The sequence below is a fragment of the Microbacterium sp. NPDC090014 genome (assembly GCF_044748285.1).
Lineage (GTDB): Bacteria > Actinomycetota > Actinomycetes > Actinomycetales > Microbacteriaceae > Microbacterium.
In genome coordinates this window covers 1,266,882-1,291,642 of the sequence record NZ_JBIVFS010000001.1, presented here as the reverse complement: position 1 = coordinate 1,291,642, position 24,761 = coordinate 1,266,882, and the positions used below count along the sequence as shown (strand labels likewise).

Annotated in this window: 26 protein-coding genes; 10 read left to right on the top strand and 16 right to left on the bottom strand. The window is 67.8% G+C overall.

The genetic code is table 11. From position 1 onward, the window contains the following. Positions 1–75: 75 nt before the first annotated feature. Complete coding sequence (locus tag ACIPV5_RS06110; RefSeq protein WP_082297996.1) at positions 76–252, top strand: YegP family protein; 177 nt, start codon at positions 76–78, stop codon at positions 250–252. 84 nt (positions 253–336) lie between these two features. Here the strand turns inward: ACIPV5_RS06110 and ACIPV5_RS06105 are convergent, their stop codons facing one another. From ACIPV5_RS06105 to ACIPV5_RS06095, 3 genes are read right to left on the bottom strand one after another with little or no spacing between them, the layout of a single operon-like run. Then, positions 337–1,092 (bottom strand): amino acid ABC transporter ATP-binding protein, encoded by a 756-nt coding sequence (locus ACIPV5_RS06105; protein ID WP_053098859.1) that lies wholly within the window; start codon positions 1,090–1,092, stop codon positions 337–339. Next, complete coding sequence (locus tag ACIPV5_RS06100) at positions 1,089–1,886, bottom strand: amino acid ABC transporter permease (protein ID WP_053098858.1); 798 nt, start codon at positions 1,884–1,886, stop codon at positions 1,089–1,091. Before ACIPV5_RS06100 ends, ACIPV5_RS06105 begins: the two co-directional genes overlap by 4 nt. A gap of 34 nt (positions 1,887–1,920) precedes the next feature. After that, a complete protein-coding gene (locus ACIPV5_RS06095) occupies positions 1,921–2,736 on the bottom strand; it encodes a transporter substrate-binding domain-containing protein (protein ID WP_053098857.1) in 816 nt (271 codons plus the stop codon). Positions 2,737–2,975: 239 nt separating this feature from the next. On the opposite strand from ACIPV5_RS06095, the gene ACIPV5_RS06090 reads away from it, so the two are divergent. Genes ACIPV5_RS06090 through ACIPV5_RS06080 form a run of 3 tightly spaced genes read left to right on the top strand, consistent with a single transcriptional unit; the run spans position 2,976 to position 8,840 of the window. Next, positions 2,976–3,623 (top strand): hypothetical protein, encoded by a 648-nt coding sequence (locus tag ACIPV5_RS06090; protein WP_400340338.1) that lies wholly within the window; start codon positions 2,976–2,978, stop codon positions 3,621–3,623. Continuing rightward, positions 3,613–7,542, top strand: a complete 3,930-nt coding sequence (locus tag ACIPV5_RS06085) for a Pls/PosA family non-ribosomal peptide synthetase (RefSeq protein WP_400340337.1) — start codon at positions 3,613–3,615, stop codon at positions 7,540–7,542. Before ACIPV5_RS06090 ends, ACIPV5_RS06085 begins: the two co-directional genes overlap by 11 nt. Then, positions 7,539–8,840 carry a M1 family metallopeptidase gene (locus tag ACIPV5_RS06080; protein WP_400340335.1) on the top strand — a complete coding sequence of 434 codons (1,302 nt, stop codon included), beginning with the start codon at positions 7,539–7,541 and terminating at the stop codon, positions 8,838–8,840. Before ACIPV5_RS06085 ends, ACIPV5_RS06080 begins: the two co-directional genes overlap by 4 nt. Positions 8,841–8,852: 12 nt before the next feature. On the opposite strand, the gene ACIPV5_RS06075 is transcribed toward ACIPV5_RS06080, so the two are convergent. The 7 genes from ACIPV5_RS06075 to ACIPV5_RS06045 form a co-directional block, all read right to left on the bottom strand. Then, positions 8,853–9,497 carry a hypothetical protein gene (locus ACIPV5_RS06075; RefSeq protein ID WP_400340334.1) on the bottom strand — a complete coding sequence of 215 codons (645 nt, stop codon included), beginning with the start codon at positions 9,495–9,497 and terminating at the stop codon, positions 8,853–8,855. Positions 9,498–9,523: 26 nt separating this feature from the next. Continuing rightward, on the bottom strand, positions 9,524–9,823 hold the full coding sequence (locus ACIPV5_RS06070) for a Dabb family protein (RefSeq protein WP_053098852.1): 300 nt from the start codon (positions 9,821–9,823) through the stop codon (positions 9,524–9,526). After that, positions 9,820–10,110 carry a glutaredoxin family protein gene (locus ACIPV5_RS06065; protein WP_053098851.1) on the bottom strand — a complete coding sequence of 97 codons (291 nt, stop codon included), beginning with the start codon at positions 10,108–10,110 and terminating at the stop codon, positions 9,820–9,822. Before ACIPV5_RS06065 ends, ACIPV5_RS06070 begins: the two co-directional genes overlap by 4 nt. Further along, positions 10,107–10,409 (bottom strand): rhodanese-like domain-containing protein, encoded by a 303-nt coding sequence (locus tag ACIPV5_RS06060; RefSeq protein ID WP_053098850.1) that lies wholly within the window; start codon positions 10,407–10,409, stop codon positions 10,107–10,109. The genes ACIPV5_RS06065 and ACIPV5_RS06060 overlap by 4 nt, the downstream gene beginning before the upstream one ends. An 81-nt stretch (positions 10,410–10,490) precedes the next feature. Beyond that, entirely contained in the window at positions 10,491–10,589 is a 99-nt protein-coding gene (locus ACIPV5_RS06055) for a 30S ribosomal protein bS22 (protein ID WP_003792170.1), read from the bottom strand. Positions 10,590–10,724: 135 nt separating this feature from the next. Further along, entirely contained in the window at positions 10,725–10,916 is a 192-nt protein-coding gene (locus tag ACIPV5_RS06050) for a helix-turn-helix domain-containing protein (protein WP_053098849.1), read from the bottom strand. 325 nt (positions 10,917–11,241) lie between these two features. Next, positions 11,242–11,658, bottom strand: a complete 417-nt coding sequence (locus ACIPV5_RS06045) for a helix-turn-helix transcriptional regulator (protein ID WP_053099390.1) — start codon at positions 11,656–11,658, stop codon at positions 11,242–11,244. A 104-nt stretch (positions 11,659–11,762) separates the two neighbouring features. Between ACIPV5_RS06045 and ACIPV5_RS06040 the strand changes: the two genes are divergently transcribed. Both ACIPV5_RS06040 and ACIPV5_RS06035 read left to right on the top strand, forming a co-directional pair. After that, complete coding sequence (locus tag ACIPV5_RS06040) at positions 11,763–13,193, top strand: TrkH family potassium uptake protein (RefSeq protein ID WP_053098848.1); 1,431 nt, start codon at positions 11,763–11,765, stop codon at positions 13,191–13,193. Next, positions 13,186–13,857: a TrkA family potassium uptake protein gene (locus ACIPV5_RS06035; protein ID WP_047520565.1), complete on the top strand. Its 672-nt coding sequence runs from the start codon at positions 13,186–13,188 to the stop codon at positions 13,855–13,857. Before ACIPV5_RS06040 ends, ACIPV5_RS06035 begins: the two co-directional genes overlap by 8 nt. Before the next feature lie 21 nt (positions 13,858–13,878). Here ACIPV5_RS06035 and ACIPV5_RS06030 read toward each other — a convergent pair whose 3' ends face one another. Then, complete coding sequence (locus ACIPV5_RS06030) at positions 13,879–14,166, bottom strand: DUF1905 domain-containing protein (RefSeq protein WP_053098847.1); 288 nt, start codon at positions 14,164–14,166, stop codon at positions 13,879–13,881. 1 nt (position 14,167) lies between these two features. Next, entirely contained in the window at positions 14,168–15,007 is an 840-nt protein-coding gene (proC, locus tag ACIPV5_RS06025) for a pyrroline-5-carboxylate reductase (RefSeq protein ID WP_400340329.1), read from the bottom strand. Positions 15,008–15,067: 60 nt separating this feature from the next. On the opposite strand from proC, the gene ACIPV5_RS06020 reads away from it, so the two are divergent. Then, a complete protein-coding gene (locus ACIPV5_RS06020) occupies positions 15,068–16,039 on the top strand; it encodes a cation diffusion facilitator family transporter (RefSeq protein ID WP_072590790.1) in 972 nt (323 codons plus the stop codon). Between the two features lie 23 nt (positions 16,040–16,062). Here the strand turns inward: ACIPV5_RS06020 and tadA are convergent, their stop codons facing one another. Next, positions 16,063–16,518, bottom strand: coding sequence for a tRNA adenosine(34) deaminase TadA (gene tadA, locus ACIPV5_RS06015; protein ID WP_056277087.1), 456 nt, complete (start codon positions 16,516–16,518; stop codon positions 16,063–16,065). Positions 16,519–16,599: 81 nt separating this feature from the next. Here tadA and upp point away from each other — a divergent pair, with 81 nt between their 5' ends. Continuing rightward, entirely contained in the window at positions 16,600–17,232 is a 633-nt protein-coding gene (upp, locus tag ACIPV5_RS06010; protein ID WP_042538962.1) for a uracil phosphoribosyltransferase, read from the top strand. Here the strand turns inward: upp and ACIPV5_RS06005 are convergent. Beyond that, entirely contained in the window at positions 17,217–18,197 is a 981-nt protein-coding gene (locus tag ACIPV5_RS06005) for a LysR family transcriptional regulator (protein WP_056277084.1), read from the bottom strand. The two genes, upp and ACIPV5_RS06005, sit on opposite strands and share 16 nt — an antisense overlap. A gap of 122 nt (positions 18,198–18,319) precedes the next feature. Between ACIPV5_RS06005 and ACIPV5_RS06000 the strand changes: the two genes are divergently transcribed. Then, positions 18,320–19,327, top strand: coding sequence for a putative oxygenase MesX (locus ACIPV5_RS06000; RefSeq protein ID WP_400340326.1), 1,008 nt, complete (start codon positions 18,320–18,322; stop codon positions 19,325–19,327). A 20-nt stretch (positions 19,328–19,347) separates the two neighbouring features. Next, complete coding sequence (locus tag ACIPV5_RS05995) at positions 19,348–20,385, top strand: methionine synthase (RefSeq protein WP_400340324.1); 1,038 nt, start codon at positions 19,348–19,350, stop codon at positions 20,383–20,385. Positions 20,386–20,413: 28 nt separating this feature from the next. Here the strand turns inward: ACIPV5_RS05995 and ACIPV5_RS05990 are convergent, their stop codons facing one another. Both ACIPV5_RS05990 and ACIPV5_RS05985 read right to left on the bottom strand, forming a co-directional pair. Further along, positions 20,414–21,028 carry a hypothetical protein gene (locus tag ACIPV5_RS05990; protein WP_400340323.1) on the bottom strand — a complete coding sequence of 205 codons (615 nt, stop codon included), beginning with the start codon at positions 21,026–21,028 and terminating at the stop codon, positions 20,414–20,416. Positions 21,029–21,227: 199 nt separating this feature from the next. After that, positions 21,228–24,698, bottom strand: coding sequence for a TM0106 family RecB-like putative nuclease (locus tag ACIPV5_RS05985; protein WP_400340321.1), 3,471 nt, complete (start codon positions 24,696–24,698; stop codon positions 21,228–21,230). Between the last annotated feature and the right edge of the window lie 63 nt (positions 24,699–24,761).

Sequence of the window (24,761 nt, the reverse complement as noted above, 5' to 3'; positions counted from 1 at the left end):
CGCTGGCGCAGTACTCCGAGATACCGTGATGCTCGAGGGCCTCGTGCCCTCCTCACCGTCGAGAAAGGACACCTCATGGCAGGCACGTTCGAGCTGTACACCGACAAGTCCGGCGAGTACCGGTTCCGCCTCAAGTCCGGCAACGGCGAGGTGATCGCGATCAGCGAGGGCTACTCGTCGAGATCGTCCGCGCTGAACGGCATCGACTCGGTGCGCCGCAATGCCGCGGATGCCGAGGTCGTGGAGGCCTGACCTCGCACAGCACTCTCCGCACACGAGACCCCCTCGCGCTGACTCAGCGGGAGGGGGTCTCGTCGTGACAGGTGAGACGCGAACTCAGAGGACGCGAGCCAGGAAGTCCTGCGTACGCGGATGCTGCGGGTTCGCGAGCACTTCGCGCGGGTCGCCCTCTTCGACGATGTAGCCGCCGTCCATGAAGATCAGACGTGATCCGACCTCGCGGGCGAAGCCCATCTCGTGCGTGACGACGAGCATCGTCATGCCCTCGTCCGCGAGCGAGCGCATGACCTGCAGCACCTCGCCGACGAGCTCGGGGTCGAGCGCCGACGTCGGCTCGTCGAACAGCATCATGTCCGGGTTCATGCACAGCGCCCGCGCGATCGCGACACGCTGCTGCTGACCGCCCGACAGGTGTCCGGGAAAGGCGTCCGCCTTCTCGGCGAGCCCGACGCGTCCGAGCATCTCCTTCGCGACCCGCTCAGCCTCAGCCTTGGACCGCTTCTTCACGCGCTGCTGCGCGATCATGAGATTGCCCATCACATCGAGGTGGGGGAAGAGGTTGAAGCTCTGGAACACCATGCCGATGCGGGTGCGCACCCGGTCGATGTCGACATCGGGATCAGTGATGTCGATCCCCTCGATGAGCACCTTACCGCCGGTCGGCTCCTCGAGCAGGTTCACCGAGCGCAGCAGCGTCGACTTGCCCGAGCCCGACGGGCCGATGATGCAGACGACCTCTCCGGCGGTGACGGTGAGGTCGATGCCCTTGAGCACCTCGTTGTCGCCGAAGCTCTTCACGAGCCCCTGCAGGTCGATCGCGGGGGCGTGGACGTCAATCAGATCGGTGATCATCGCTGCCTCGACATCCTTCGTTCCAGGTACGCGCTGAAGCGCGTGAGGGGGATCGTCACGATCAGGTAGAGGGCCGCCGCCATGATGAGCGGCGTTCCGTTCGCGTTCTGCGTGCTCGCGTCACGGGCGAAGTTCGTCAGCTCCTTCGACCAGATGAAGGAACCTGCCACGAAGAGCAGCGACGTGTCCTTCAGCAGCAGGACGAACTCGTTGGTCAGCGGCGGGATGATGATGCGGAACCCCTGCGGGACCACGATCCAGAACGTCGTCTTCATGGGCGACATGCCGAGCGAACGTGCCGCCTCGGTCTGCCCCTTCGGAACGGCCTGGATGCCGGCGCGGATCGTCTCGGCCATGTACGCCGATGCGACCAGGATCAGACCGATCAGGCCGAGCACGACCGGTCCGCCGAGCTTCGTGCCCGGCACGCCGAGTCCGATCGGCAGGATGAACGCGATGGCGAAGATCGTGAGGATCGCGGGAAGCCCGCGGAAGAGCTCGATCCACGCCGTCGCGATCCATCGGAAGGGTCCGATGGACGACAGCTTCAGCAGCGCGAGCACGACGCCGAGCAGCAGACCGCCGGCGAACGCGACGGCCGTGAACCACAGAGTGTTCACGAGCGCCGTGGTGATGATGCCCGGAAGCATCTTCGCCGCGACCTCCGGGTTGAAATACAGCTGCGCGATGCGGGCCCAGTCGGTGCTGACGATCAGCCAGACGGCGACCGCGATCAGCACCGCATAGACGGTGTACCGATACAGCTTGCTCTTCGTGGTGCGCCTCAACGCCATTGTCAAGGTCTCCCTGTCCTACGTCGCTCGCCGATTACTTCGCGGTGAAGTAGGTGTCGTAGATCGTCTGGTAGTCGCCGCTGTCGCGGAGATCCTGCAGCGCGCCGTCGATCGCCTCGCGCAGAGCATCCTTCTCGCCCTTCGCGTATGCGAAGCCGTACGACTCGCCGGTCTCGTACTCCTCGACGATCTTGTACGCGCTGTCGGCCTTCTCGTGCTCGAGGTTCACCGGCTGGTCCTGAAGGATCGCGTCGATCTGTCCGGCCTGCATCGCGGGCCACAGCTCTCCGTCGGAGGGGTACTGGACGAGTTCTGCGCCCTCGGCGTTCTCGGTCGCGTAGGCCTCTCCGGTGGTGCCCTGCTGCACGCCGACGTTCTTGCCCGAGAGATCGTCGATCGATTCGATGCCCGAGTCGGTGCGCACGAGCAGCGACTGCAGCGACTCGTAGTACGGCTCGGAGAAGTCGATGTTCGCCTTGCGCTCGTCGGTGATCGTCATGGCCGAGGCGCCGACGTCGCACTGTCCGGCGGCGAGCGTGGTGCCCGACTGCAGCGCGTCGAATCCGACGTCCTGCACCGAGAGCTTCAGGTCGAGCTCCTTCGCGATCGCGTCGAGCAGGTCGATGTCGAAGCCGGTGTAACCCGTGCCGTTGTCGCCGCCCTCGAACTCGAACGGTGCGTAAGGGATGTCGGAGCAGACCGTCAGGGTGCCCGCCTCGATGAGGTCGTACTCGTCGCCGGCCGCAGGCTCACCCGATCCCGCGTCACTGCCGCCGGTCGCGCATCCGGCGAGGGCGAGGGTGGCGGTCGCGGCGAGCGCGATCCCGGCGATGATGTTGCGACGCTGCATGTCAGCTCCTGAAGGACGAGGGTGTGGTTCCCCACGGACGGGTAGGAGAACATCTAAACATGCACCACCGGGCCGAACCCGCCGTCGGCCGCCTTCTGCGGATCACATTTGTGTTGCAAGTGTGACCGAATATGACGGGCGTGTTACGCACGATGCGGCACCGATTGTTCACCTTGCCTGAGTATCGTCTGTGCCGACAGCCCGAGCCGACACGCTCCGGACTCAGAGGAGACCCGATCATGGCAAAGAAGACCTCAGCACAGCGCACCGCCGAAGCCGCTCTCGACGCGGCGAAGGATGCGGCGAAGGACGCGAAGAAGCTGATCAAGTCCCTGCCCAAGAAGGACGCCAAGAAGCTGAAGCCTCTCGTCGAGGACGCGAAGGACGCGGCGAAAGTCTCGAAGAAGAAGGTCGCGGATCGGCCCAAGAAGGTCGCGAAGTCGGCGACCGCGGCGACCGCGCGCCTCACCCAGGCCACGGCACGCCTGGAGGCCGAGAAGAAGGCGTCGGACAGGAAGTCCGCGGCGAAGAAGGATCAGAAGAAGGCCGACAAGAAGTCCGCCGTCGAGCCGACGCCGGATGCGAAGCAGCCGGCCCCGAAGAAGGCCACCAAGAAGGCCGAGGCGAAGAAGGCCGTGGCCACGAAGGCCGTGGTCGCGGCTCCGACCGTCGAGCCGACGGTCACGATCACGACCCCGACGTCGGCACCGGCACTGGCACCAGCACCAGCACCAGCACCGGCACCGGTACCAACAGAGACCTCTGCAGCGGCACCGGAGCTCAGCGCGCTGACCCTGGTCCAGCTGCGCGCCCGCGCCCGCGCCGAGGGCCGCACCGGATACTCGCGCCTGACGAAGGCCGCTCTGCTCGACCTCCTTGCGCGCTGACGTGCAGGAGGCGCTCGACCGGGGCGCCGACGCGCCTCCTCCCCGCACGCTGATCGACATCCTTCAGGAGACGACCCGGCGATATCCCGACGCCTCGGCCATCGAGGACGCGGACGGGGCGCTCAGCTACGCCGAGCTGCTCGCGCACGTCTGGCGTACGGCGGCCCTGCTGCACGAGAGAGGCGTGCGCCGCGGCGACCGCGTCGGCATCCGCATGTCGTCCGGACACCGCGAGCTGTACATCGCGATCCTCGGCACCATCGCGGCGGGCGCCGCCTATGTCCCCGTCGATGCCGACGACCCGCAGGAGCGTGCCGATCTCGTGTTCCACGAGGCCCGCATCGCGGGCACGATCACCGACGCCGGCTACATGCCGGCCGGGGCGACCCAGGCGGTCGATCTCCTCGGCGGCGAGTCACCTCATCCGCGCACCTCCGCGATCCCGATCGTCGCGCCGCCGACGGCCGACGACGATGCCTGGATCATCTTCACCTCCGGGTCGACCGGCGTGCCCAAGGGCGTCGCGGTCTCGCACCGTTCGGCCGCGGCCTTCGTCGACGCCGAGGCACGTCTGTTCCTCCAGGCCGCACCGCTGAGTCCCGGTGATCGCGTGCTCGCAGGCCTCTCGGTCGCCTTCGACGCGTCCTGTGAGGAGATGTGGCTCGCGTGGGGCCACGGCGCCTGCCTGGTGCCCGCACCGCGAGCTCTCGTGCGCTCGGGCGAAGACCTGGGGCCGTGGCTGCTCGGCCACGGCATCACCGTCGTCTCGACGGTGCCGACGCTCGCCGCCCTCTGGCCGCAGGACGCGATCGAGAACGTGCGCCTGCTGATCTTCGGCGGGGAGGCCTGCCCGCCCGAGCTCGTCGCCCGATTGGCGTCGGACGGACGTGAGGTGTGGAACACCTACGGCCCGACCGAGGCCACGGTCGTGGCCTGCGCCTCGCTGATGGACGGTACGGGTCCCGTGCGTATCGGCCTCCCGCTCGACGGGTGGTCGCTCGCCGTGGTCGATGCTGACGGACAGCGCGTCGCCGAGGGCGAGACCGGCGAGCTGATCATCGGCGGAGTCGGTCTCGCCCGGTACCTCGACCCTGCGAAGGATGCCGATAAGTACGCGCCCATGCCCACTCTCGGCTGGGACCGGGCCTACCGCTCCGGCGACGTCGTGCGGGTCGAGTCCGAGGGACTGATCTTCCAGGGTCGCGCCGATGACCAGGTCAAGATCGGCGGCCGCCGCATCGAGCTCGGCGAGGTAGAGGCGGCGCTGCAGGCGCTGAGCTCCGTCTCGGCGGCGACCGTGGTGGTGCAGAAGACCGAGACGGGCATGCCGATCCTCGTCGGCTATGTCGTGCCCGACGAGGGGTTCGACCGGCAGGTGGCGCGTGGTGAGCTCTCGGAGACGCTTCCCGCTCCGCTGATCCCTCTGCTCGCCATGGTCGACGATCTGCCCGTCCGCACGTCCGGGAAGGTCGACAAGGCGGCTCTCCCCTGGCCGCTCGATTCCGGCGACGCGAACGACTCGTCCCTGTCCGGCACGGCGGCGTGGCTCGCCGAGCAGTGGTTCGCCGTGCTCGGCGTGCGCCCGGGCGACGAGGACGCCGACTTCTTCCAGCTCGGCGGCGGGTCGCTCGCGGCCGCCCAGCTGGTCTCCCGCCTGCGCACCCGGGCGCCGGAGTTCACGATGACCGACGTCTACGATCTGCCGCGGCTGCGCCAGATGTCGGATGCCGTCGACGATGAGGCCGATGACGAGGACGCCGAGGAACGCGTCTTCAGCCAGCCCGTCCCGACCCCCCGACGGATGCAGTGGGTGCAGACGATCGCGGGTCTCCCGCTGTTCGTGTTCTCCGGCATCCGCTGGCTGCTGTACCTGCTCGCCGCGAGCTGGCTCCTGCGGCTGTCCCCCGGATTCGAATTCCTGCCCGCTGTTCCGGTGTGGACGATCATCGTCGGCCTGCTGATCTTCGTCACCCCGGTGGGGAAGATGACGATCGCCGCCGTCGCCGCGCGTCTGCTGCTCGCCGGACTCCGCCCTGGCGACTATCCGCGCGGCGGCGGAGTGCATCTGCGTCTGTGGCTCGCGGAGCAGATCGCCCAGCAGGTCGACCCGGTCGGCCTGGCCGGTGCTCCCTGGGTCGTCTACTACGCACGAGCTCTCGGCGCCCGCATCCACAGAGATGTCGATCTGCACACCGTCCCGCCGATCACGGGCATGCTCGACATCGGCTCCGGAGCCTCCATCGAGCCCGAGGTCGACCTCACCGGCTATTGGATCGATGGCGACACCGTGCGCATCGGCGGCATCCGCATCGGCGCGGGAGCGACCATCGGCGCCCGCAGCACCCTCGCCCCCGGCACGAAGATCGGTCGCGGCGCCGAGATCGCGCCCGGCTCAGCCGTGTTCGGTCGGGTCCGCGCCGGGCAGCGCTGGGCAGGATCGCCGGCGGCACGCGTCGGCGGAGTGTCGCGGCCGTTCGAGGAGGGCCGCCCACCCAGCCGCACCCGGTGGTTGTGGGCCTACGCCGCCTCCTCCGCCGCGCTCGGCGTCCTCCCTGTCCTCTCGCTCGCCGCCGGCGCCTGGGTGCTCGCGCTGGGCATGCGCGGGTCCGACTCCCTGACAGCGGCCGTCCCGAGCATCCTGGCGCTGCTGGTTCCCGCAGTGCTGCTCGCCGGCTTCGTCTTCGCCGGTCTCGTGCTCGTCCTCGTGCGTGTGCTCGGAGCCGGTCTCGGCGAAGGCGTGTACCCGGTGCGCTCGCGCATCGCCTGGCAGGCGTGGACGACCGAGCGTCTGCTCGATTCCGCCCGTACCTTCCTCTTCCCGCTGTACTCGAGCAGTGCCACTCCCTTCTGGCTCAGGGCCCTCGGGGCCGAGGTCGGGCGCGACGTCGAGGCGTCGACCGTGCTGCTCATCCCGAAGCTCACGACCATCGCCGACGGAGCGTTCCTCGCCGACGACACCATGGTCGCGACCTACGAGCTGCAGGGCGGATGGATGCGGCTGGGCACCGCGCGCATCGGCAAGCGCGCGTTCCTCGGCAACTCCGGCATGGCCGCCGGCGGGCACAACGTGCCTCGCGACGGCCTCGTCGCCGTCCTGTCCGTCGCTCCGCCCAAGGCCAAGGCGGGCTCATCGTGGCTGGGCTCGCCCGCCGCGCGACTGCGCCGTGTGGTGAACGACTCCGATCTCGAGCGCACGTATCGCCCGCGCCCGGGACTCCGCCTCGCGCGGGCTCTGTGGGAGCTGTGCCGCATCATCCCGGTGTTCGTGACCTGCGCGATCGGAGTGAGTGTGATGCTCACGCTCGCCGCGGTGGTCGAGGCCTGGGGACTCGCATGGGCTGTGCTGCTCTCGAGCGCCGTGATGCTCGCCGCAGGCGCCTTCGCCGCTCTGATCACCACCGCCGCCAAGTGGCTGATCGTGGGGCCGATCCGTGCCGGCGAGCATCCGCTCTGGTCGAGCTTCGTGTGGCGCACGGAGGTGTCGGACACCTTCACGGAGATGGTGGCCGCACCCTGGTTCGCCAACGCCGCATCGGGCACTCCTGCACTCGCCATCTGGCTGCGCACCCTCGGCGCGAAGATCGGCCGAGGCGTCTGGACCGACAGCTACTGGCTGCCCGAGCCCGACCTGGTCACCCTCGGGGACGGTGCGACCGTGAACCGCGGATGTGTGGTTCAGACGCATCTGTTCCATGATCGAGTGATGAGCATCGACGCAGTGACCCTCGAGAGCGGTGCGACCCTCGGTCCGCACAGCGTGATCCTGCCCGCGGCCACGATCGGATCGGATGCCACGGTCGGGCCCGCCTCACTCGTGATGCGGGGAGAGTTCGTGCCGATCGGCAGTCGTTGGAGCGGCAACCCCATCGGGCCGTGGCGTGCCGTCAAAGTGCGCTCCTACCAGGCCTCGAACGCATGACCGTCGACCCCTACACCCCGCACAGCGGCGATCGGCGCTACGGGGTGCTGCACTACGACCTGGCCATCGACTATCGCGTGACCACGAACCGCATCGCGGGCACGGCGACGATCCGGCTGCAGATGCAGGAATCGGCGAAGCACGTCTCGTTCGACCTCGTCGGGCTCAAAGTCACGAAGGTGCGGGTCGTCGGTGATCGCGCCGCCTCGTTCAGACAGGACGACCGGCGGCTCAAAGTGGTCTTCGGGGGCGAGCGGGCGAGCGGTCAGGAGCTCACGGTTGCGGTCGAGTACTCCGGTTCTCCGTCGCCCCGGCGCACTCGATGGGGGCTCCTCGGGTGGGAAGAACTCGAAGACGGCGTGCTCGTCGCGTCGCAGCCGACCGGCGCGCCGACCTGGTTCCCCTGCAACGACCTGCCCTCGGACAAGGCGACGTATCGGTTGGAGTTCACGGCCGATCCCGAGTACACCGTGGTCAGCGGCGGCGCAGCCACGCGATCGACGCAGCGCGGTCGCACCCGATGGATCTTCGAGCAGCCGGTGCCGACCGCGACATACCTGATGACCGTGCAGATCGGCCAGTACGACGATGACAGGGTCGCTCTCGGCACGACTCCCGGGCGTCTGTTCCACCCGCGGGCTCTCGCGGGTCGCGTGCGCTCCGACTTCGCCCCGCTGCCGCACATGATGGAGACGTTCGTCGAAGCCTTCGGCACGTATCCCTACGAGTCCTACAAAGTCGTCATCACACCCGACGATCTCGAGATCCCCCTCGAAGCGCAGGGCATGGCGATCTTCGGTGCGAATCACGTGGACGGAGCCGGGGGCAGCGAGCGCCTGATCGCGCATGAGCTCGCGCACCAGTGGTTCGGCAACAGCGTCGGCGTCGCCCGCTGGCGGGACATCTGGCTGAACGAGGGATTCGCCTGCTACGCCGAGTGGCTGTGGTCGGAAGCGTCCGGCGCGTCGACCGCCCACGAGAACGCTCTGGCCCATCACGCCGCCCTCCGCGGCCTCGCCCAGGATCTGCTGCTCTCGGATCCCGGTCCGAACGACATGTTCGACGATCGCGTCTACAAGCGCGGTGCCCTCACCCTGCATGCCCTGCGACTCACGATCGGCGATGAGCGGTTCTTCGCTCTGACGCGGGAGTGGACCGCGCGGTTCGCGCGACTCGCTGTCACCAGCGACGACTTCCTCGGCCTCGTCGGCGAGGTGGCCGACGACCGGGCGCGCACCCTGGTGCGGACCTGGATCGACGAACTCCCGCTGCCCGCACTTCCTGCATCCCGGTCCTGAGACCGAGCGGGATTACCCCCGAGCGACGCTCAGCACGTACCCCGGTGGGCCGACCAGCGTCGTGACGTCGATCGTGGCGGCACGACCCGGAAGCGCTGCCGACCACACGCAGGGATCCGTGTTCTCGCGCAGTCGGAGGAGCACCTCTGACGGCTCTGTCTCGAATCCGCGACCATCCGCCTTGACCGCCGCCTCGATGCGCGTCCACCCCGCGAGATCCGGGGCGGCGCCGTCAGGGAACATCGTTCGCAGCTCGTCGACACGGCCGGCCGCAGATGCCTGCTCGACATCGACGCCGAGCGACGCCGCGGTCCCCACCGCTGCCGGAGCCACTGCGACGACGACGAGACCCTCCGCATGACTCACGCTGAGCAAGACGCCGTCGGCGCGCGGCCGACCATGGTCCGCCCCGCACCTGGCACAGCGGCTCGAGATGACCACGTCGTGCGTTCCGGTGATCCTGCGTACGAGGGCGCGCATCAGTGCCCTGCCGGCGAGGAACGCCTGGGCACGGCTGCCGCTCAGCTCGCGGAGGCGTTCCCGCTGACCCATCGCTGCGGCATCGGCTTCAGTGAAATCGTGCAGCTGCGAGGGCGATGCCCAGGCGATCGTGATGTCATGCCAGGTGGTCTCGCCTGCGATTCCCCCTGCGCTCATCACACCGAGAACCGCCGATCAGAGGTTCAGAGTTCGAAGTCGACGGCCACACGGGAGGCGACGACCGAGCGCACATACGCCACGACCTCTTCGTGCGCCGGGTGCACCTGATACTCCTCGAGAGCAGCGATCGAATCGACGTCCGCGACGAGGGTGACGTCCCAGTTCGCGTCGGGATAGGCGACGTTCGCGCCCGCGGTGATCGAGCGCAGCTGCGGCACGACGCCGTCGAGAGCGTTCAGACGACGGGCGACCTCGGCGGCCTGCTCGGCGCGTGTCGCCGCATCGTCGGCTGCGAGTTTCCAGGTGACGACGTGACGGATCATCGGGCTTCCTTCTCGAGTGCGTCCTGCTGCACGGCTGATTCGAGCGCGTCGCGCAGTCGGTCGGCGGACAGACGCCAGTGCGCGTGCAGGTCGCCGTCGATCAGGACGACGGGGATCTTCTCCCACCACAGCTCGTAGAGCACAGGATCGTCGGCGATCGAGGCCTCCACGATCTCGATGCGCTCGGCTGCCGCGTCAGGCAGGTCGGCGACGACGGCGTCGATGATCTCGGACGCGACATCGCAGAGATGGCAGTCCGGCTTGCCGATGAGGGTCAGCGTGGTCACGCCGACGGCACCTCGATATCGCGGCCCTGCGCGATCCACTCGCCCGTTCCGCCCTCGACGTTGGTGGCGTCGTATCCGCGGGACTCGAGCGCTTCGACGACGCGCGCCGACCGCCCACCCGCTTGGCAGATGACGTCGAACGACTCTGCGGGCAGCTCTTCGAGCCGGTTGCCGATCTCGGACATCGGGATGTTGACGGCCCCGGGCACGTGACCGGCGGCGAACTCATCCACCTCTCGGACATCGATGAGCGGGGTGTTCGACCGCTCGGCGAGCTCGGTGACGGTGATCGACTTCATGGCATGCTCCTGCGACGAGTGGGAAACCGGGGGCAGAGACACAAAGCGCCCGTCCGGAGACAGGCGCTCGTGTCTGGTCGCTTACTTCTTGTTGCGACGCTGGTGGCGAGTCTTACGAAGCAGCTTGCGGTGCTTCTTCTTCGCCATGCGCTTGCGGCGCTTCTTGATGACAGAACCCACGGAAACCTCACTAAGTCAGTGGCTGGGTGTCGTCGGTGACGGACACCCGGGTACGGGCACGGAAAAATGCCTCGGATCAGTCTAGCAAACCGTGGAGCTTCCGCTGCACGCGCTCACGAGACGACGCCGAGGACGTCAGCCGACGTCGGCTATCGGTCGCTGCAGGGCCTCGGCGACCGCGGATTCCGGAACACGGAAACTGCGACCGAAGCGGATGGCTGGCAGCTCCCCAGCGTGCACCATCCGATAGACCGTCATCTTCGACACACGCATGAGTTCGGCGACCTCGGCCACCGTAAGGAACCGGACATCTGGAACCTCGGGCATCCCACGTACCCCTTTCTGGATTGTGTGCACACTCTATGGGCAAGGTGGGACACGTGTAAACCCATGTGGCCTGTGTGATCAGTGTGCATCCCCGATGGTCGCGAAGGCGCGCACGGGAAAGGTCCCGAATCGGCGCATGGCCCGCGGAACGGGCGACGTCACAGCGGAGACATAGGAGGTATGCCGGAACCGCTCAGACTGCCCTGCGAGGCTGACCACACGACTCACGATGGCACCATCCGAGTCACGCGGGCTGGGGCCCGCGGCCTCGCCCCTGACGACACGCCCCCCGATCGTCAGGGGCGATGTGTGTCTCCGGCCGCGATCAGCCGCCGAGGCGCTTGAGGGCCGTCGCGACCACGTGCTTCGCCGATGCCGCGGCGCGGCCGACGACCTCGGCCGCGTGTGCGGCTCCGTCGGGCAGCGGCAGTCCGGGGTAGTCGATGTCGGGTGCGTCGTCGCCGTAGGCATCCATGAGGAAGGGCACGAGCCAGTCGTCGACGACCTCGAGCGGCTCGACGGCCAAGCTGTAGAAACGACGCTGCCCGTCTTCGCGGACGCTGACCAGCTCGGCCTCGCGCAGGACCTTCAGATGCTTCGAGACGGTCGGCTGGCTGATGCCGAGGTCGGCGACGATCTGGCTCACGCTCGTTCCGGCATCCCCTTCGGCGGTGCGTCGCAGGAGAAGCTGGAGAATGTCTCGCCTCGTACCGTCTGCGATCACGTCGAAGATGTCCGTCATGTGATCAGGGTAGTCGTCCCCGGCACGGAGTACCATGACGAAGGCTCGGCGATCAGCGCCGTGCATCCGCGCACGTCGGAGCAGGAAGATCGAAGGGGGACGCGATGTCGGGCATCGTTTCGGCGTCGTCGCCTCGACAGCGTCTCCAGAACGCCGCCTCCTGGGGCAAGCACATCATCACGTCGTCGCCCTCGCGCTTCGCGATCGTCATCTTCGCGCTGCTCATCCTGGTCTTCACGGTGCTGCTCTCGCTGCCGATCGCCTCGGCCTCGCGCACGGTCACGCCGTTGGCGGATGCACTGTTCACCGCGGTCTCCACCATCTGCGTCACGGGACTCGCGACCGTCGACATGGCGACGTACTGGTCGCCCTTCGGTCACGTGCTGATCTTCATCGGCGTCAACATCGGCGCGCTCGGCGTTCTCACCCTCGCCTCGTTGATGGGCATGCTCATCTCCAAGAGACTGGGACTCCGCGCCAAGCTCCTCGCCGCGGGAGACACCAACCCCCTTCGCGCGCACGGTGGCGTGGTGAACGAGAGCCAGACCGTCCGGCTGGGCGAAGTCGGTCAGCTCCTGACGACCGTGGCCGTCTCCGCGCTGATCATCGAGGGCGTGCTCGCGGTCCTCCTCTACCCCGCACTCGTGATGGCCGGGGTCGAGCCGATCGCAGCGCTCTGGGAGGCCCCCTACTTCGCCGCGATGGCCTTCACCAACACCGGCTTCGCGCCGAATGCCGGCGGAGTCGCCGTGTTCGCCGACGACTATCTGGTCCTCACGCTGCTGATGGCCGGCGTGTTCCTCGGCAGCATCGGCTTCCCGGTGATCTACACCCTGGCCAAGCACGTGTGGCACGTGAAGAAGTGGTCGCTGCACACCAAGCTCACCCTGGTCACCACGGTGCTGCTCTTCGTGCTCGGCGCCGCCGTCTTCCTGATCCTCGAGTACGCGAACCCGAAGACGTTCGGGTCGATGGATGCCGCGGACACGACCTTCCAGGCGTTCTTCCTGTCCGCGATGACGAGGTCGGGCGGCTTCAACGTGATCGAGATGGACGATCTGAACGGCTCATCCCTCCTCGCCGCGAGCATGCTGATGTTCGTCGGCGGCGGCTCGGCCTCCACCGCAGGCGGAATCAAGGTGACGACCCTGGCGGTGCTCGCGATCGCGGTGTGGTCCGAGGCCAAGGGCCGTCAGTCCGTCGAGGCGTTCGGCCGTCGCATCCCCAGCGACGTGCAGCGCGTCGCGTTGAGCGTCGTCGCCTGGGGAGCCACGATCGTGGCACTCTCGACGATCATCATCGCCCAGATCACCAAGGCGGACATCAGCCACGTCCTCTTCGACGTCATCTCGGCTTTCGCCACCGTCGGACTCTCGACCGGCCTCACCGCCGATCTCCCCGACGCCGGTTCGTACGTCCTCGCGACCACCATCTTCATGGGGCGCGTTGGTACAGTGACTCTCGCCGCGGCCGTCGCCGCGACATCGCGAACGCAGTACTACTCACTGCCCGTGGAAAGGCCGATCGTTGGTTGAAGTCCTCCGGGGCGACGCTCCCGTCCTCGTCATCGGTCTCGGCCGGTTCGGTGCCGCCTGCGCAGGCGAACTCGATCGTCTCGACCGCGAGGTCCTGGCGATCGACGACAACCTCGAGCTCGTGCAGAAATGGTCGGACCGCGTCACGCACACGGTGCAGGCCGACGCCAAGAACATCGACGCCCTGCGGCAGATCGGCGCGCAGGACTTCCAGGTCGCCGTCGTCGCCGTCGGCTCGTCGATCGAGGCGTCGGTGCTGATCACCGCGAACCTCGTCGACCTCAAGGTGCCGCAGATCTGGGCCAAGGCGGTCTCGCAGTCGCACGGCAAGATCCTCGCCCGCGTCGGCGCCAACCACGTCATCTACCCCGAGCGAGAAGCCGGTGAGCGCGTCGCGCACCTCGTCTCCGGCCGGATGCTCGACTTCATCCGCTTCGACGACGACTTCGTGCTGGCCAAGATGTACCCGCCGAAGTTCATCCGCGGCGTGGGTCTGAACGAGTCCGGCGTGCGCAGCAAGTACAAGGTCACGGTCGTGGGAGTGAAGAGCCCGGGCAAGCCGTTCCGCTACGCCGAGGCGAACACGATCGTGACAAACCACGATCTGATCATCGTCTCGGGCACCAACAGCGACATCGAGCGCTTCGCCGCCCTCGACCGCTGACCGGCATCCGCGCGACGGACGTCAGGCGTCGATGTCGAGCGCGATCTCGACGAGGTCGTCGACGCCGACGCCCTCACGGTCTTGCAGGGCCTTCTTGATCGGCACGATGTAGCCGCCGTCCTTGGGCCAGAGGGCGGTGGTCACGGTCGTGTCGCCGATCGTGACGGATGCGGGGATCATCCCCCATCCGTAGGTGACGACGCTCGCGACCTCACCGATCATCTCGCTCTCCGCCGGCGGCACGGTGACGAAATGGAACGGCGCGGGACCGCGCCAGAACCAGATCTCCCCGGAGAACCGCAGCTGCATGTCAGGCTCCGGCCGCGAGTTCCTTCGCGCGTGCGAGCGCGGCAGCGGCGGCATCCGCGAAGGTGCGATCGAGGTGCGCGTCCTGCAGCACCGCCACGGCCTTCTCGGTGGTGCCCTTGGGGCTCGTGACCCTGCGGCGGAGCTCGGACGGCTCCTCACCCGACGCATCGAGCAGCGCAGTGGCGCCGATAAAGGTCTGCTCCACCATGACCCGCGCGTCGCTCTCGCTGAAGCCCATTCCGACGGCTGCCTTCGTCAGCTCCTCGATGAGCAGGTAGACGTAGGCGGGGCCGGAACCCGAGATCGTCGAGAGTGCGTCGATCTGCGATTCGGGAACCTCGACGACCGCGCCCACGGTGGCGAAGAGGCGGTGCACGAGGGCGAGATCGTCGTCGGATGCCGCTGCCCCCGCGGCCAGACCGGTGACTCCCTTGCCAACTGTCGAGGGCGTGTTCGGCATCGATCGGATGACCCGCACGTCGGCGCCGAGGTTGTCGGCGAAGGTCTGGAGCGTGACTCCCGCAGCGAGGCTCACGACGATCGCGTCGTCGGCCAGATGCGAGGCGATCTCGCGCAGCAGATCGGGCACCATCGCGGGCTTCACCCCGACGAGGACGATGCGAGCCTTCGCGACCGCATCCGCGTTGCCGTCGGTGGTCTCGGACAGGGCGATGCTCCTGACCCCGTCGAGGTCGGCGAGGGCCGCCGCCTTCTCGGGCGTGCGGTTCGTCGCGGTGATTCCCCCGTCGACCTGGATGCCGGATGCGACCACCCCTCGGAGGATCGCGCCGCCCATCGATCCGGCACCGAGGAACGCGAGAGCGGGAAGCGAGTCAGCCATGTCGCCATCCTACGGCGGGCGCACCGGGCGACCACGGACGAGCCGATCTAGACTCGACGCATGAGTGCATCCGGCGGCGGCAAGGCCATTCTCGCGGCGTTCCTGGCGAACCTGGGCATAGCCCTGGCGAAGTTCCTCGCGTGGGCGCTGTCGGGATCCGCATCGATGCTCGCCGAGGCGATCCACTCGGTCGCCGACTCCGGCAACCAGCTGCTGCTCATGCTGGGCGGACGCAAGGCGAAGCGCGAGGCGGACAGGGCGCACCCCTTCGGCTACGGGCGGGAACGGTACGTCTACGCGTTCGTGGTGTCGATCATCCTGTTCTCCGTCGGAGGTCTGTTCGCGATCTACGAGGCGATCGACAAGCTCACGCACCCGCATGAACTCGACAAGACGTGGTGGTGGCTGCCGATCGTCGTGCTGGTGGTCGCGATCGGCCTCGAGTCGTTCTCGCTGCGCACCGCCGTCAGAGAGAGCAATCTCGTCCGTGACACGGGCCAGTCCTGGGTGTCGTTCGTGCGCCGCGCGAAGGCGCCGGAGCTCCCCGTCGTGCTCCTCGAGGACGTCGGGGCACTCACCGGTCTCACGTTCGCACTGCTCGGCGTCGGGCTCACCGTGATCACCGGAAACCCGCTGTTCGACGCACTCGGCACATTGATGATCGGCATCCTGCTCGTACTCATCGCGATCGTGCTCGGCGTCGAGACGAAGAGCCTCCTCGTGGGCGAGGGCGCCACGCAGGCCGATCACGATCGCATCGTCGACGCGATCAACGCGGGCGACGAGATCGAGAAGATCATCCACATGAAGACCCTCTACCTGGGCCCGGACGAGCTCATGGTCGCGGCGAAGATCGCACTCAACGCGAACAAGCCGCTGCGCGAGGCAGCTGTCGACATCGATGCGATCGAGGCCCGCATCCGCGAGGCTCTTCCGATCGCACGCGTGATCTACATCGAGCCCGATGTCTACCGGCCGTCGCTCGACCCCGAGCCGTCGACCGACGTCTTCGTGCTCAAGTCCTCCGACTGATCGCGCGCGGGGTGCCGTAGCCGTCAGCGCCGCTGCTCGAAGAAGCTCCGCAGCAGGGCCGTGGCGGCATCCGCTTCGACCCCGCCGACGACCTCGGCGCGGTACGGCAGCCGACGGTCGCGCAGCACGTCGTACATGGAGCCGGCGGCCCCCGCCTTGTCGTCCCACGCGCCGAAGACGACGCGGCCGATCCGCGCCTGCAGGATCGCCCCCGCGCACATGATGCAGGGCTCGAGGGTCACGACGAGGGTGTGGCCGTCGAGATTCCACGAGCCGACGGACGCCGCGGCCGACCGCAGCGCCGCGATCTCGGCGTGCCCCGTGGGGTCGTGGGTCGCCTCACGATGATTGCGTCCTTCGGCGATGATCCGGCCCTCTGCGTCGAGCACCACCGCGCCGACCGGGATCTCCGAGGCCGCCGACGCCTCGGCCGCGAGCTCGAGCGCGCGTCGCATCGCACGGGCGTCGGAGGCGGTCATGCATCGAGCCTACGACAGCCGCTCGGGCGGCCGACGGCATCCGATGTCGTACCGGAGCCCCCGGCGCATTAGCCTGTATCCATGCGTGTCCACGTCGCCGACCACCCTCTCGTCACTCACAAGCTCTCGGTGCTGCGCGACCATCGCACCCCGTCGCCCGTCTTCCGGCAGCTGACCGAAGAGCTCGTGACGCTTCTCGCGTATGAGGCGACCCGCAACGTGAAGGTCAGTCCGGTCGAGATCACCACTCCCGTGACGACGACGATGGGCGTGAAGATCTCGGAGCCCCGTCCGATCGTCGTGCCGATCCTGCGCGCCGGCCTCGGCATGCTCGAGGGCCTGGTGAAGCTGCTGCCGACGGCAGAGGTCGGGTTCCTGGGCATGGTCCGCGACGAGGAGACCTTCGAGCCGACCACCTACGCCGAGCGCCTTCCCGACGACCTGAGCGATCGTCAGTGCTTCGCGATCGATCCGATGCTCGCGACCGGCGGCTCGCTGGCTGCCGCCATCCAGTTCCTCTTCGACCGCGGGGCCAAGGACGTCACGGCGATCTGCCTGCTCGGCACTCCCGAAGGCCTCGCCGCCATCGAGGCGCTCGTCGGAGACCGCGATGTGACGATCGTGCTCGGGGCCCTGGATGAGCGCCTCAATGAGAAGGGCTACATCGTGCCCGGACTCGGCGACGCCGGCGATCGGCTCTACGGCACCGTCTGACGGATCTCCGGCTCGCGCGGTTCGTCTTCGAGAAGGGGCACGCCGAAGCTCGCCACCACGTCTCGCACCTCGCCGAGGTACTGCTGGGCCTGTTCGGTGAGCGGTATGGCCGTGCGTCCGATCCAGCCGATCTCGATGCGCTCGTCGACGTCGAGGGGCACGGCGACGATCTCGGGATCGAGATCGTCGCTGATGATGCCGGTCGAGATCGTGTATCCGTCGAGACCGATCATCAGGTTGAAGATCGTCGCTCGATCGGAGACTCGGATCTCCCGCGCACTCGAGAGGGTCGAGAGGATCTCCTCCGCGAAGTAGAACGAGTTGTTCGCGCCCTGGTCGAAGGTGAGACGCGGAAGGCCGACGAGATCGTCAAGGGTCGCACGGTCTCGCGACGCGAGTGCGTTCCGTCGTGAGACGAAGATGTGCGGCTCGGCGATGAAGAGCGGATGGAATGCGAGACCCGAGTCCCGCAGGAGCTTGTCGATCACGTTGCGGTTGAAGTCGTTGCGGAAGAGGATGCCGAGTTCGCTGCGGAGCGTCCGCACATCTTCGATGATGTCCCACGTGCGGGTCTCGCGGAGCGAGAACTCGTATTCGGCGGCGCTCGAGCGCTTGACCATCCGCACGAATGCGTCGACGGCGAAGGAGTAGTGCTGGGTGGAGACCCCGAGGAGTCGGCGCGACGGTGGCCGCCCGAGGTAGCGCTGCTCGAGAAGCTCGGCCTGCTCGACGATCTGTCTGGCATACCCGAGGAACTCCGTGCCGTCGCTCGTGAGCGTCACCCCTCGCGCCGACCGGGTGAGCAGATCGCGTCCGACTCGGCTCTCGAGGTCTTTCATCGCCGCGGACATCGTGGGCTGCGCGACATAGAGTACGTCGGCCGCCGCGGTGATCGACCCCTCCGCAGCGACCTCGATGAAGTACTGGAGCTGTTGCAGTGTGATCCCGCTCGATCGCCTAGGCATAGGAGAAGGCTATATCACCGCATAGCGGAGCCGAATTACCCGATAGCTCCGGCATCGCTGCACTATGAGAGCACCGCTTTCGCGAGGCCAGATCGGCCTCCCCTCTCCCGGATTGGCCCCTCATGGCGAACGAGATCACGTTCAGCATCACGACCACTCGCTTCGACGAGGACTATGCCCCGTCCGACAGCTCGCGCATCACCACGAACTTCGCCAACCTCGCGCGCGGCGAGCGCCGCCAGCAGAACCTCCGCAACGCCCTGGAGATGATCGACCGTCGCTTCAACGACCTCGCGGGCGGCGACGAGCGCTACACGGTCGAGCTCGACATCGTCTCGGTGCAGCTGCGATTCGCCGATGGCAACGACGAGGAGTTCCCGGTGCTCGAGGTGCTCGACGTCCACATCGTCGACCGGCTGACCGGCGAACGCCACCATGGGATCGTGGGAAACAACTTCTCCTCCTACCTCCGCGACTACGACTTCAGCGTCGTCCTGCCTGCGGCGAGCGCGGCCGCCGGCGGATTCTCCACTCCCGACGACTTCGGCGTGCTGCACGGCAAGCTCTTCCAGCATTTCCTCGAGTCCGAGGCGTACCAGGAGCGCTTCTCGACCCTGCCGGTGATCTGCATCAGCGTCTCGACCAGCAGGACCTATCACCGCAACGGCAACCACCACCCCGTGCTCGGCGCCGAGTACGTGCAGGACTCCTTCTCGCTCACCGACGAGTACTTCGGGAAGATGGGGCTGCAGGTCCGCTACTTCATGCCACGCGGCAGCGTCGCCCCCCTCGCCTTCTACTTCCGCGGCGACCTCCTGAGCGACTACTCCGATCTGCAGCTCATCGGCACGATCAGCACCATGGAGACCTTCCAGAAGATCTACCGGCCTGAGATCTACAACGCGAATGCGTCCGCCGAGAGCGTCTACCGTCCGAGCCTCGCCCACGACGACTATCGGCAGACCGAGATCACGTACGACCGCGAGGAGCGCAGCCAGCTCGCCGTCGTGCAGGGACGCTACGCCGATGAGCACTTCGTCACGCCGCACCGGACGGTGCTGGACCAGTGGGCTGCCGGGTATCCCGCTCCGTCCTCCCCCGCGTCCGCCTCCCCCGTTGCGGTCCGATGACCGGCCGCGGATCGTCGACCGTGCGAGAACTCCTCCCCACCTCGATCGTCGGAAGTCTGCCCAAGCCGGCGTGGCTCGCCCGGCCCGAAGTCCTCTGGTCGCCGTGGGAGCTGCAGGGCGATGCGCTCGCGGAGGGCAAGCATGACGCCCTGCGCGCCGCAGTGCACGAGCAGCGTCGACGCGGGATCGACATCATCAGCGACGGGGAGCAGACCCGTCAGCACTTCGTCACCACCTTCATCGAGCATCTCGACGGAGTCGACTTCGAGAATCGGGAGACGGTCCGCATCCGCGATCGCTATGACGCGAGCGTGCCGACCGTCGTCGGCGCAGTGAGCCGCCGCGCGCCCGTGTTCGTGGATGACGCGGCCTTTCTGCGCCAGCAGACCGACCAGCCGATCAAGTGGGCGCTGCCTGGCCCGATGACGATGATCGACACGCTGTCGGACCGCCACTACCGCAGCCGCGAGAAGCTGGCATGGGAGTTCGCGACGATCCTCAATCAGGAGGCGAAAGAGCTCGAGGCAGCCGGAGTCGACATCATCCAGTTCGACGAGCCCGCGTTCAACGTGTTCTTCGACGAGATGAAGGACTGGGGTGTGGCTGCTCTGGAGCGGGCAGCAGAAGGACTGCGTGTGGAGACCGCGGTCCACATCTGCTACGGCTACGGGATCAAGGCCAACAACGATTGGAAGGCGACCCTCGGAGCCGAGTGGAGGCAGTACGAGGAGTCGTTCCCCCTTCTGCAGCGATCCACCATCGACATCGTCTCGCTGGAGAGCCACCACTCCCACGTGCCGCTCGACATCATCGAGCTGATCCGCGGCAAGAAGGTGATGCTCGGCGCGATCGACGTCGCGAGCGAGCAGATCGAGACTCCGGAAGAAGTCGCCGACACCCTGCGGCGCGCGCTCGAGTTCGTCGATGCGGACCTGCTCATCCCCAGCTCGAACTGCGGGATGGCGCCCCTACCGAGGCGCGTCGCTCTCGACAAGATGAGCGCCCTGTCAGCGGGAGCGCGAATCGTGCGCGACGAACTCGGCGGCACCGGCGCCTGACCGCGCTCGAGCAGCCGCGTCGTGTGACTCACGCCCTCACGAGGTAGCAGCGCTCCTCGCCGTACTTCGTGAAACCCGCTCGCGCGAGGATCGGCGCGGAGGTGGCGGTGCGCCCCTTCACCAACGCCGTGGTCGCTCCCCGTGCCGCGCTCTGGCGAAGCCGCTCCACGAGGACGGCACGGTAGGCTCCTCGTCCCCGTGCCTGCTCGATCGTCGCCGCTCCCCACAGGCGTGCGAAGCCGTCGACGATCGTGCAGCCGCCCGTGCTGACCGCCTCGCCGTCCGCGCCGAGCCGGGCGAGAACACGCACCTGCGTGCCTGCGTCGTACGCCGATGTGATCTCGTCGAGTTCGATGCGCAGGCCTTCGTCATCGAGCGGCTGCTGCTTCCAGACCGGCACATTGATCGCGTCGACTTCGCGAACCTGCTCGAGCGTTCGCACGACCTCCGCCCTGACTTCAGGCGGGACATCGCTCGCGGCGCTGTCGATCGTGGCGCTGTCGATCCGGCTCGCGAAGACGGCTACGGTGTCGATGTGCTCGGCTCCGCGCCCGAGGAGATCGGCTTCGAGATCGGGGCGATCGGACGTTGGTCCAGAACCGCAGCTCGCTCTCGTCCCACGCCCTCGTGCGGTCGATGGCATGTTCTACGACGGTCGCGGCATCCGCATCCGAGTCGACCTGCGAGCCGCGCACTCCGCCACCGAATCGCGTCGGATACCGCACCAGCTGCAGATGGCTCCGCTGCTGCTCGCTGCCGCGGGGAAACCACACCCACGCCGCCGAGGCTCGCAGGACATCATCGATCGTGTGAGTCATCGCTCTCCTCTGCCGACGGCGACCTCAGCTCGCCGCTCCGACCAGACGCGCGAAGGCGCTCATCCGAGCGACCCCCTCGGGAGTGCGCGGAAGATCGTCGAGCAGGGCCGGTGAGTGGATGAGGTACGCCGCGACCTGCGCCCTCGAGATCGCCACGTTCAACCGATTCTGCAGCAGGAGGAACTCCGGGCCTCGCGGAGCATCGCGTCCGCTGGACGCCGCGAGCGAGGTGATCGAGACCACCGCCTCCTTGCCCTGGAAGTTGTCGACCGTGCCGACCGGGACGTCGTGGAAGCCCGCCGCGGCGAGCGCATCGTGCACGGTCTGACGCTGGGCGTTGTGCGGCGCGACGACGATGATGTCGTTCTGCGCCAGGGGGCGCGCCGTGGACTCCGCATCATTGTCGGTGAACGTGCGTCCGACGAGACCGCGTACCAGCGCCACCACTTCGGCCGCCTCTTCCGGCGACTCTGTGGCGTTGCCTCGATGCCGCAGCGGGACGACGTGGAGCCCCGCTTCGACGCCGTCGATCGACCGCCTCTCGGTTCCGGGTGCCGAGGCGAGCTGGCCCGCGTACGCGAGCCTGGACACCGGGGCCGCGACGAACGGATGCATGCGCCACGATCTCGCGAGGAAGTAGCCGTGATCGGGCTTGATGACCGCGTCGCCGTCCATGACCCAGCCGAGCGCCGAGGTGTCGACCGGCTCGGGGTGCGCGCCCTGACTGACCTGAGGAAGCTGCTGCGGGTCTCCGAGGAGCAGCAGGTTCTTCGCTCCGGCCGCGACGGCGATCGTCGACGCGAGCGAGAACTGCCCTGCTTCGTCGACCACGAGGAGATCGAGCCCTCCGCGCTCGACGCGGGCGGTGTTGCTGAAGTCCCACGCTGTGCCGCCGACGACCGCACCGTGCTCGGCCTGCTCGGCGAGGAATGACGCCATGCCGTTCTTGGGGATGACGGTGTAGCCCGGCTCGACGGAGGGGTCTTTCGGAGCCTTGCCGACCTGACTCGCCGGCACACCGTCGGCGACGACTCGTTCGAGGAGGTTCTCGATGATCGCGTGGGACTGCGCCACGACACCGATCCGGAATCCGTGCTCCTTCACCAGCCGGGCGATCACCTGCGAGCCCGTGTAGGTCTTGCCGGTCCCCGGGGGGCCCTGCACGGCGAGGTAGCTGCGGTCGAGATCGAGCACGCCTCGGACGATGGCGTCGATCACGTCGTCGCCCTGCTCGGGCAGCGGACGACCGGACAGCGTGCGCGGAGGGATGCGACGAAGCACGTCGGTGGCCGCGTCACGCGGGAACCCGGGGGCGGCCGCGTGGACGGAGTCCGCCCACTCATCGATCGCGCCCTGCAGCGAGACGACGCGTGGCGGCGCAGCCGGAGTGAGAGCGAGGGGAAGCTCGTCCCAGGTCTGCCCCTGGATCGCCGTCTCGGTGATCAGGTAGCCGTCGTCGAGCACCTCGGTGATCGTGACGGTGTGAGGGACATGCACCGCTCGTGACGGTGCCTCGGTGTCGAAGGGAGCCGGCACGGGATACAGGGCGAACGGCTGCGCCCCGGCGCCCAGAGTGGTGCCCGGCGACACCTCGCCGCGGATCTCGATGTCGCGCGACATCACCCGTCGGCCCTCGCCGATGCTCCAGTCCCTCTGCACGCGCGATGAGGCGCGGTCGATGCGCACGACGTCACGCGTGCCGTCCCACATCGTGACGGGTTCGCGCAGTCGCTGGAAGTGCGAGACCCAGAAGCTCTTCGCCTCGCGCGGGAAGTAGTCGATCGCCGCGGCCGCGATGCGATGCACCTGACCGTCGTCGCCTGCGTCGACCGCGCGCTCCGCATCGGCGAGCAGTGACACCGAGCGCGGTGACGGCTCGTAGATCACCTCGTCCGCTTCATCCGGCGGCGCCGGAGTCACGCCCTCAGCCCTCGCGATGTCGATCAGCCAGTTGCGGAGGCGCCGGGTGGAGACGCAGTCGTAGCGGTTGTAGTCGGCGAGGTCGGCGAACACGGCATCCGCTTCTTCCTGCTCCCCCGCCGCCGCGAGCTCTCGAGCCGCGACGTACTGCACGATCGAGTCATCGCCCTTCTGGACGTCGCTCGTGCGCACATCCGCGCCCATGTAGAGAGGCTCGAGCTTCTTGATGGAGTACGACCTCGTGCCGACCCGCACGGTCCGCAGCACGAGCGGATACAGGTCGACGAACACTCCTTCACGCAGCAGTCGATCGATCTCACCCTCACGGACGCCGTGCCGCGCCGCCATGGCCACGAGGTGCGAGGTCTCATACGGGGCGTAGTGATAGATGTGCATGCCCGGATGAGCCGCGCGCCGCAGCTTCACGAAGTCGAGGAACCTCTCGAACGCCTCGCGTTCCGCCGCGAAATCGTGTGCCCAGAGCGCGGTGTACTGATCGGAGTTGTCGACCCATCCGAAGAGGTAGTCGATCCCCCAGTGAGCCTGGCCGTCCGGCGCCGGCTCGGTGTAGAGAGGGTCACCCTCGAAGTCGAAGAAGATGTCTCCGTGGCTCGGCACCGGGAGCGTATGGATCGCGGCCGCGTAGTGCACGTCATAGGTCGGCGCACCGTCGGCATCCGCCTGGATCTGCAGTCGGGCCTGTGCCCTCAGAGTCTCGAACGTGTCGGTGTTCATGCCGTCAGGGGGCGTGGGCGCTTCTGCCAAGGCGTCGATGGTCTCGATGCCGGCGGCTCTCAGTCGCGCACGCTGCACGGGCCGCATGCGGGCGACCATGAGGAGATCTCGGTGCGCGATCACCTGTTCCTCGCAGGTGGCGCAGCGCCCGCACGCCACGACCTCGAGATCGCCGCGGTCGTCGCCCCACGCCAGCGCCGCCCCGGCGGAACCGTCGCCGATGCGACGATCTGCGATGAGCGCGCGCAGACGCGCCCGTCGCACCTGGAACAACGGGAGGAGGTCGTCGACGGAGTGGGTGCTCACTGAGCCGTCGCCGAGGATGAGGTCGACCTCGTCGGATCGTGGGATGCCGAGCCGATCGAGCTGATCGACATATGCCGCGAGCTGCATGAGGGCCGTGACCCGCGCTTTTCGGGCGAGCTTCGAATCCTGCACCCGCCAGCGACCGTCGTCGTCGCGCTTCAGGAAATCTGCGAATCCCACGAACTCGGGTGTAGCGAAAGCCGCCTGGAAGACGACGACAGCGTCGGAGCCGAGTGCCTGGACCGTCTCTTCGACCGCCGCCGCCAGGGCAACTGCGTCGACGGACGACACCTTCTCGACGAGATGCACCCGATCGGCGCCGAGATCATCGAGATAGCGCGCCAAGACGTTCCGCTCATGCACGTCTCCGAGCAGCGCCGCCCGCGCCAGCGTCGCGTCTTCGGGCTCGTCGACGGCGGGGACCCGCCCCAGCTTGGCGTCGATCGCGCGGCACCACGCGAACTCGCATTCGGCGGCCGCCTTGAGGTCGCTCGCGCTCCAGATGACGCGCTGCGCCTGAGTGTCGATCCGCACGATGCTCCCGTTCTGTCGGACACTTCGACACTAGCCGCGGCATCCGACACGGGATCACGATGG

Bases quoted from the DNA above. Each gene is read 5' to 3' on its own strand.
- upp (WP_042538962.1), top strand. From the start codon at position 16,600: ATGCGTGTCCACGTCGCCGACCACCCTCTCGTCACTCACAAGCTCTCG.
- ACIPV5_RS05990 (WP_400340323.1), bottom strand. From the start codon at position 21,028: ATGCCATCGACCGCACGAGGGCGTGGGACGAGAGCGAGCTGCGGTTCT.
- ACIPV5_RS06040 (WP_053098848.1), top strand. From the start codon at position 11,763: ATGTCGGGCATCGTTTCGGCGTCGTCGCCTCGACAGCGTCTCCAGAAC.
- ACIPV5_RS06105 (WP_053098859.1), bottom strand. From the start codon at position 1,092: ATGATCACCGATCTGATTGACGTCCACGCCCCCGCGATCGACCTGCAG.
- ACIPV5_RS06045 (WP_053099390.1), bottom strand. From the start codon at position 11,658: ATGACGGACATCTTCGACGTGATCGCAGACGGTACGAGGCGAGACATT.
- ACIPV5_RS06075 (WP_400340334.1), bottom strand. From the start codon at position 9,497: ATGAGCGCAGGGGGAATCGCAGGCGAGACCACCTGGCATGACATCACG.
- ACIPV5_RS06110 (WP_082297996.1), top strand. From the start codon at position 76: ATGGCAGGCACGTTCGAGCTGTACACCGACAAGTCCGGCGAGTACCGG.
- ACIPV5_RS06070 (WP_053098852.1), bottom strand. From the start codon at position 9,823: ATGATCCGTCACGTCGTCACCTGGAAACTCGCAGCCGACGATGCGGCG.
- ACIPV5_RS06005 (WP_056277084.1), bottom strand. From the start codon at position 18,197: ATGCCTAGGCGATCGAGCGGGATCACACTGCAACAGCTCCAGTACTTC.
- ACIPV5_RS06100 (WP_053098858.1), bottom strand. From the start codon at position 1,886: ATGGCGTTGAGGCGCACCACGAAGAGCAAGCTGTATCGGTACACCGTC.
- proC (WP_400340329.1), bottom strand. From the start codon at position 15,007: ATGGCTGACTCGCTTCCCGCTCTCGCGTTCCTCGGTGCCGGATCGATG.
- ACIPV5_RS06090 (WP_400340338.1), top strand. From the start codon at position 2,976: ATGGCAAAGAAGACCTCAGCACAGCGCACCGCCGAAGCCGCTCTCGAC.
- ACIPV5_RS06020 (WP_072590790.1), top strand. From the start codon at position 15,068: ATGAGTGCATCCGGCGGCGGCAAGGCCATTCTCGCGGCGTTCCTGGCG.
- ACIPV5_RS06095 (WP_053098857.1), bottom strand. From the start codon at position 2,736: ATGCAGCGTCGCAACATCATCGCCGGGATCGCGCTCGCCGCGACCGCC.
- ACIPV5_RS06050 (WP_053098849.1), bottom strand. From the start codon at position 10,916: ATGCCCGAGGTTCCAGATGTCCGGTTCCTTACGGTGGCCGAGGTCGCC.
- ACIPV5_RS06060 (WP_053098850.1), bottom strand. From the start codon at position 10,409: ATGAAGTCGATCACCGTCACCGAGCTCGCCGAGCGGTCGAACACCCCG.
- ACIPV5_RS06000 (WP_400340326.1), top strand. From the start codon at position 18,320: ATGGCGAACGAGATCACGTTCAGCATCACGACCACTCGCTTCGACGAG.
- tadA (WP_056277087.1), bottom strand. From the start codon at position 16,518: ATGACCGCCTCCGACGCCCGTGCGATGCGACGCGCGCTCGAGCTCGCG.
- ACIPV5_RS06080 (WP_400340335.1), top strand. From the start codon at position 7,539: ATGACCGTCGACCCCTACACCCCGCACAGCGGCGATCGGCGCTACGGG.
- ACIPV5_RS06030 (WP_053098847.1), bottom strand. From the start codon at position 14,166: ATGCAGCTGCGGTTCTCCGGGGAGATCTGGTTCTGGCGCGGTCCCGCG.